General features: G+C 66.6%; 1 protein-coding gene. It reads left to right on the top strand.

Going from position 1 to position 7716, the window contains the following annotated elements:
• Nucleotides 1–7716 (top strand): non-ribosomal peptide synthetase (locus BST14_RS27070; RefSeq protein ID WP_142279641.1); only part of this gene is annotated, 7716 nt, incomplete at both ends.

The raw sequence follows: 7716 nt of genomic DNA, 5'->3' as shown, positions 1-7716 counted from the left end.
GAGGACATGGTGGAGTGGCGTTCGGCCACGGTGAACCGGATTCTGGCTGTGCAGCCGCGGCGGGTGTTGGAGATCGGCGTGGGTTCGGGGCTGCTGTTGTCGCAGATCGCGCCGGACTGTGTCGAGTATTGGGGCACAGACTTTTCGGCGCCGACGATCCAGACGCTGCGGGCGGCGGTGGCCGCGCAGCCGTGGGGTGATCGGGTGCGGCTGCGGGTGCAGCCGGCCGATGTGGCCGAGGGGTTGCCGGAGGGCCATTTCGATGTGGTGGTGCTCAACTCGGTGGTGCAGTACTTCCCGAGTGCGGGGTATCTGCGCGACGTGATGGCCGTGGCGATGCGGTTGCTGGCGCCGGGCGGGGCTCTGTTCATCGGCGATGTGCGAAACCACGGTCTGCAGGGCGCTTTTCAAACTGGCATCGCGCTGGCTCGCACCGCCGCCGCTGATGCCGCCGAGATTCGTCAACGAGTTCAGCGCGCTGTGCTCGGCGAAGCCGAATTGCTGCTGGCCCCAGAGTTTTTCAGCAACTGGGCCGCTGGCCATGAGTCGGCGGCCGGACTGGATATCGAAGTCAAGCGCGGGATGGCCGACAACGAACTCAACCGGTACCGCTACGACGTCACCATCTACAAGACCCCGGCACCGGTGCGTTCACTGGCCGGCGCGGACAGCTGGGCGTGGACCCGGTGCGCCGGCCTGGAGGGGCTGCATACCCGATTGATGTCTGAGCGTCCCGGCACCGTGCGTGTCACTGGTGTTCCCCGGGCTGGGGTGATCAGCGACGTCGACATCGAACGCGGCCTGGCCGCCGGGCTGCCGTTGGCCGACGCGCTGGCCCGCACCGACGGTGCTGATGCCGTTGTGCCCGAACAACTGCACCGCCTTGGTGAGAGCGCCGGATATCGCGTCGCGGTCACCTGGGGCGCTCAACCGGGCACCCTGGACGCGGTCTTCATCAGCTCCCTCGACACCCAGCGCCCCGCGACCTCGCCGCTGACCGATCTGTATCTGCCATCCGACGGGGCTCACCACCGCGGCAGTTACGCCAATGACCCGCAGACTAACACCAAGATCGGCGCGGTGCGTCAGCAGTTGAGTGCGTGGTTGCCCGAATACATGGTGCCGACGCACATCGTGGTGCTCGACGAATTCCCGATGACCTCCTCGGGCAAGCTTGACCGTAAAGCCTTGCCGGCACCGGTATTTGCCGCCACGGCCTTCCGGGCGCCTCAGAGTGAAACTGAGAAAATCATCGCTGGCGTGTTCGCCGAGGTGCTGGGGCTGGACCGGGTCGGGGTCGATGACTCGTTTTTCGATTTGGGTGGGGATTCGCTGTCGGCGATGCGTCTGATCGCCGCGATCAACACCGGTCTGGATGCCGAAATTTCGGTGCGCGCGGTGTTCGAGGCGCCTACGGTTGCACAGCTGGCACCCCGTATCGGTCAGGGTGGCGGCCTGGAACCGCTGACGCCGGTGGAGCGGCCGGCGGTGATCCCGTTGTCGTTCGCCCAGGGCCGGTTGTGGTTTATCGACCAGTTGCAGGGTCCGTCACCGGTTTACAACGTGGTGGTGCCGTTGCGGCTCAACGGACGCCTTGATGTCGAAGTGCTGTTTGCGGCGCTGGCCGATGTGGTGGGCCGCCACGAGAGCCTGCGCACCCTGTTCCGAGCGGTCGATGGGATACCGCGGCAGGTGGTGGTGCCCGCCGAGCAGGCCGATTTCGGCTGGAACGTGATTGATGCCACCGGGTGGGCGGCGGACCGGCTCAATGAAGCCGTCGTCGCCGCGGTGGGCTACCGGTTTGATTTGGCCGTCGAGATCCCGTTGCGGGCAGGGCTTTTCCGCGTCGTCGACGACGAACACGTGCTGGTGGCCGTGCTGCATGAAATCGCCGCCGACGGGTGGTCGACGATGCGGCTGCTGCATGACCTGGGCGTGGCCTATGCCAGCCGGTGTGCGGGGCGGGCGCCGGACTGGGCGCCATTGCCGGTGCAGTATGTCGATTACACGCTGTGGCAACGCGCCCAATTCGGTGATCTGGAGGACAGCGAAAGCCGCATCGCCGCACAGCTCGCTGAGTGGGAGCAGGCGCTGGCCGGGATGCCCGAGCGGTTGCAGTTACCCACCGATCGGCCCTACCCGCCGGTGGCCGATCAGCGCGGTGCCAGGGTGGCCGTGGAGTGGCCCGTTCAACTGCAGCAACAGGTTGCCCGGGTGTGCCGCGAGCACAACGCGACCGGTTTCATGGTGATGCAGGCCGCCCTGGCGGTGCTGCTGTCCAAGCTCAGCGCCAGTAACGATGTGGCAGTAGGGTTTGCGATCGCCGGGCGGCGCGATCCCGCCCTCGATGAACTGGTCGGGTTCTTCGTCAACACTTTGGTGCTGCGCGTCGATCTGACCGGCGATCCCACCGTGGCAGAGCTGCTGGCCCAGGTGCGACGGCGCAGCCTGGCCGCCTACGAGCACCAGGATGTGCCCTTCGAGATGCTGGTGGAACGGCTCAACCCGACCCGGTCATTGGCCCATCACCCGCTGGTGCAGGTGATGTTGGGCTGGAACAACTTCCCCGGGCAGATCAACGTCCCCGCGACCGGGCTCGCTTTGGGTGACCTTCAGGTGACTCCGCTGCTCGGGGATACCGAGACGGCGAAGATGGATCTGGTCTTCTTTCTCAAGGAGAACTGGACCGAGGCCGGTGTGGCCGCAGGGATTTCCGGGCAGGTGGAATTTCGCACCGATGTGTTCGACGCGGCCAGCATCGAGGTGTTGATCGCGCGGTTGCAGCGGGTGCTCGCGGCGATGACCGCCGACCCCACCCGGCGGCTCTCGTCGGTGGATCTGCTCGATGCCGGTGAGCACGCCCGGCTGGAACGGCTTGGTAATCAAGCGGTTTTGACCGCGCCGGCCGGCGTGCCGGTGTCGATTCCCGCGCTGTTCGCTCAGTGGGTCGCGCGGACCCCGGATGCGGTGGCGCTGGTATGCGAGGGCCTGTCAATGACCTACCGCGAGCTGGATGAGACCTCGAACCGGTTGGCTCATTGTCTCGCAGCCGCGGGCGCTGGCCCAGGACAGATTGTGGCGCTGCTGTTTTCGCGGTCGGCCGAGGCGGTCGCGTCAATTTTGGCGGTGCTCAAAACCGGGGCTTCCTACCTGCCTATCGACCCGTCGTCACCGGATACTCGGATCGATTTCATGCTCGGTGATGCCAGGCCGGTCGTCGGTGTCACCATCGCCGACCTGGCTGAGCGGTTCGAACGCCACGGCGTGACGGTTATCGATGTCGACGATCCGCGCATCGGCAGCTACCCGTCGGCGGGTTTGTCGGGGCCGGATCCTGAGGATGTGGCGTATGTGATTTACACCTCGGGCACTAGCGGGGTGCCCAAAGGTGTTGGGATCACTCATCGCAATGTGACTCAGTTGTTGGGGTCGTTGGATGCCGGGTTGCCCGACGCTGGGGTGTGGGCGTTGTGTCATTCGTTGGCGTTTGACGTGTCGGTGTGGGAGATCTTTGGTGCGCTGTTGCGTGGTGGGCGCTTGGTGGTGGTCTCGGAGTCGGTGACCGGTTCGCCGCAGGATTTCCACGACGTGCTGGTGGCTGAACAGGTCGACATGTTGACGCAGACCCCGTCGGCGGTGGCGGCGTTGCCGACCGAGGGGTTGGAGTCGGCGGCGTTGGCGGTGGTCGGTGAGGCCTGCCCGGCCGAGGTGGTGGAGCGGTGGGCGCCGGGGCGGGTGATGGTCAATGCCTATGGCCCGACCGAGACCACCATGTGCGTGGCGATCAGCGCGCCACTGACGGCCGGCTCGGGAACACCACCGATCGGCTCACCGGTGCCCGGGGCGGCGCTGTTCGTCCTCGACGCGTGGTTGCGGCCGGTGCCCGCCGGAGTGGTCGGCGAGTTGTACGTAGCCGGTGCCGGGCTGGCCTATGGGTATCTGCGCAGGACGGGATTGACCGGAACCCGGTTTGTGGCTTGCCCATTCGGAGCGTCGGGTCAGCGGATGTATCGCAGTGGGGATTTGGTGTGTTGGGGTGCCGATGGGCAGTTGCGGTATGTGGGTCGTGCTGATGAGCAGGTCAAGATTCGTGGGTATCGCATCGAACTCGGTGAGGTGCGCACCGCGCTGGCGGGCTGCGACGGGGTGGAGCAGGCGGCGGTGATGGCCCGCGAGGACCGCCCGGGTGATAGGCGGTTGGTGGGTTATGTCACCGGATCCGCGGAGCCTGGCGAGATTCGCATCGCGTTGGCCGAGCGGTTGCCGGAGTATATGGTGCCGGCCGCGGTGGTGGTGTTGGACGCGCTGCCGTTGACGGTCAACGGCAAGCTCGACACCCGCGCCTTGCCGGCGCCGGAATATCAGCATGCCGGTTCGCGCGCGGCGGTGAACCCGGTCGAAGAGATCCTGGCCGGCGCGTTCGCTGAGGTGTTGGGGCTTGAGCGGGTCGGGGTCGATGAGTCGTTCTTCGATTTGGGTGGGGACTCGTTGTTGGCGATGCGGTTGGTCGCGGCGATCGAGATGGGCTTGGACGCCGATCTGTCGGTGCGCACCGTGTTCGAGGCGCCCACGGTGGCCCAGTTGGCGCTGCGTATCGGCGCCGATGGCGGTCGGCGCGAGCCTCTTATTCCGGTGGAGCGGCCGGCGGTGGTGCCGTTGTCGTTCGCCCAGCAGCGGTTGTGGTTTATTGACCAGTTGTTGGGGCCGTCACCGATTTACAACATGGCGGCGGCGTTGCGGCTGAGCGGGCCGCTGGATGCCGAGGCGTTGGGGGCGGCGCTGGCCGATGTGGTGGCCCGCCAAGAAAGCCTGCGCACCCTGTTCCCGGCGGTCGACGGGATCCCCCAACAGCTGGTGATCCCGGCCGATCGGGCCGATTTCGGCTGGCAGGTCGTCGATGCCACCGGCTGGTCAGAAAGCCGGCTAGTAGAGGTCATCGATCCCGCGGTGCGTCACTCGTTTGATCTGGCGACCGAGATCCCGTTGCGGGCAACGCTTTTCCGTGTCGCCGACGATGAGCACGTGCTGGTGGCGGTGTTGCACCATATCGCCGCCGACGGGTTGTCGATGGCCCCGCTGGTGGCCGATCTGGGGGTGGCCTATGCCAGCCGCTGCGCCGGACACGCCCCGGGCTGGGCGCCGTTGGCGGTGCAGTATGCCGATTACACGCTGTGGCAGCGCGCCCAGCTGGGTGAGGTGGCCGATAGCGACAGCCGCATCGCTGGGCAGTTGGCCTATTGGGAGCAGGCCCTGGCCGGGATGCCCGAGCGGCTGGCGCTGCCCACCGATCGGCCCTACCCGGCGGTGGCCGATTACCGCGGCGCCAGTGTGATCGTGGACTGGCCCGCGCAGCTGCAACAACAAATTCGTCGGGTGGCCCGCGAGCACAACACCACCAGTTTCATGGTGATCCAAACCGCCCTGGCGGTGTTGTTGGCCAAGCTCAGCGCCAGTGCTGATGTGGCGGTCGGGTTCGCGATCGCCGGGCGTGATGATCCCGCCCTCGATGGGTTGGTCGGATTCTTCGTCAACACCTTGGTGCTGCGCGTCGACCTGACCGAAGATCCCACGGTCGCTGAGCTACTCGCTCAGGTGCGGGCGCGCAGCCTGGCCGCCTACGAGCACCAGGACGTGCCCTTCGAGGTGCTGGTGGAACGGCTCAACCCGACCCGAAGCCTGGCCCATCACCCGCTGGTGCAGGTGGTGGTGGCCTGGCAGAACTTCGGCCGAGACGACGGCACCCCCGCCGAAATGGCCCTAGGTGATCTGCAAGTCACCCCGCTGTCGGCGGATACCCAGGTCGCCCGCATGGACCTGACGTTGACATTGGGCGAACGCTGGAACGCCGCCGGTCAGCCCGCCGGGATCGGCGGATCGGTGGAATTCCGCACCGACGTCTTCGACACCGACAGCATCGAGGGGTTGATCGCACGGCTGCAGCGAGTGTTGATGGAGCTCACGGCCGACCCGTCCCGGTTGTTGTCCTCGGTCGATGTGCTCGACGAAACCGAGCATGCCCGCCTCGACGAGATCGGCAACCGGGCCGCATTGACCCGGACGGTAACAACCGCGGTGTCGATTCCCGCACTGTTCGCCGCCCAGGTTACCCGTGCCCCCCAGGCGGTGGCGATCAGTTGCGGGGGCCGCTTGATGACGTATCGGGAGCTTGATGAGGCCTCGAATCGGTTGGCGCATTTGTTGGCCTGCCGTGGAGCACGCCCGGGACAGACTGTGGCGCTGGTGTTTTCCCGGTGCGCCGAGGCGATCGTGTCGATGTTGGCGGTGCTCAAGACCGGTGCGGCCTACCTGCCGATCGATCCCGCCCATCCGGCCACCCGGATCGGGTTCATACTCGCCGACGCCGCACCGATCGCCGCGCTCACCACCAGCGAGCTCACCGAGCGGCTCGACGGCCATGACGTGGTGGTCATCGATGTCGACGACCCACGAATCCAGACATATCCGTGCACGGGATTGCCGGTACCGGCACCGGACGATATCGCTTATCTGATCTACACCTCGGGCACCACCGGGGTGCCCAAGGGCGTGGCCATCACCCACCGCAATGTCACCGAACTCATGGGGTCTGTTGACTCGGGGTTGGCCGCACCTGGGCAGGTGTGGTCGCAGTGGCACTCGTATAGTTTCGACATTTCGGGCTGGGAGATCTATGGCGCCCTGCTGCACGGCGGTCGCCTGGTGGTGGTGCCCGAGTCGGTGGCGGCCTGCCCAGATGACCTGCACGACTTACTGATTCGCGAGCAGGTCAGCGTCTTGTGCCAAACCCCCTCGGCGGCAGGGACATTACCGCCCGAGGGCTTGGAGTCGCTGACGTTGCTGGTCGGTGGTGAGGCCTGTCCGGGCGAGCTGGTGGAACGCTGGGCGCCCGGGCGGGTGATGATCAATGAATACGGCCCGACCGAGACCACCATGTGGGTGGCCTTGAGCGCCCCCCTGACAGCCGGCGGCGATGTGGTGCCCATCGGTACGCCGGTACCGCGGGCGGCCTTCTTCGTGCTCGACCAATGGCTACAACCGGTACCCGTCGGGGTGGTCGGGGAGTTGTATGTGGCCGGAACCCAGGTCGGGGTCGGCTACCTCGGCCGCGCCGGGTTGACCGCGTCGCGGTTTGTGGCCTGCCCCTTCGCCGAGTCCGGACAACGGATGTATCGCACCGGCGACCTGGTCAAGTGGGGCCCCGATGACCAACTGCAATATCTGGGCCGCGCCGACGAACAGGTCAAGATCCGCGGCTACCGCATCGAACTCGGCGAGATCCGCACCGCCCTGGCCGCCCTGGACGGGGTCGAGCAGGCGGCCGTCATCGCCCGCGAGGACCGCCCCGGCGACAAACGCCTGATCGGCTACATCACCGGCACCGCCGACCCGGCCGAGCTCCGCAACCAACTAGCCGAGCGGCTGCCCGCCTACATGGTCCCGGCCGCGGTAGTCGTCATCGACACACTGCCGCTGACCGTCAACGGCAAACTCGACACCCGCGCCCTGCCCACACCCGAATACGCCCAAAACCACGGCTACCGCGCCCCCGCCACCCCCACCGAAGAAATCCTGGCCGGCATCTACGCCCAAACACTCGGCCTCAAACGAGTCGGAGTCGACGACTCCTTCTTCGACCTCGGCGGAGACTCACTATCCGCAATGCGAGTCATCGCCGGCGTCAACAGCGCCCTGAATGCGCACCTCGCGGTGCGCACC

Source organism: Mycobacterium arosiense ATCC BAA-1401 = DSM 45069, from assembly GCF_002086125.1.
GTDB classification, from domain to species: domain Bacteria; phylum Actinomycetota; class Actinomycetes; order Mycobacteriales; family Mycobacteriaceae; genus Mycobacterium; species Mycobacterium arosiense.
Note: the sequence above shows the minus strand (reverse complement) of the source record. Positions and strands in the feature narration are given on the sequence as shown.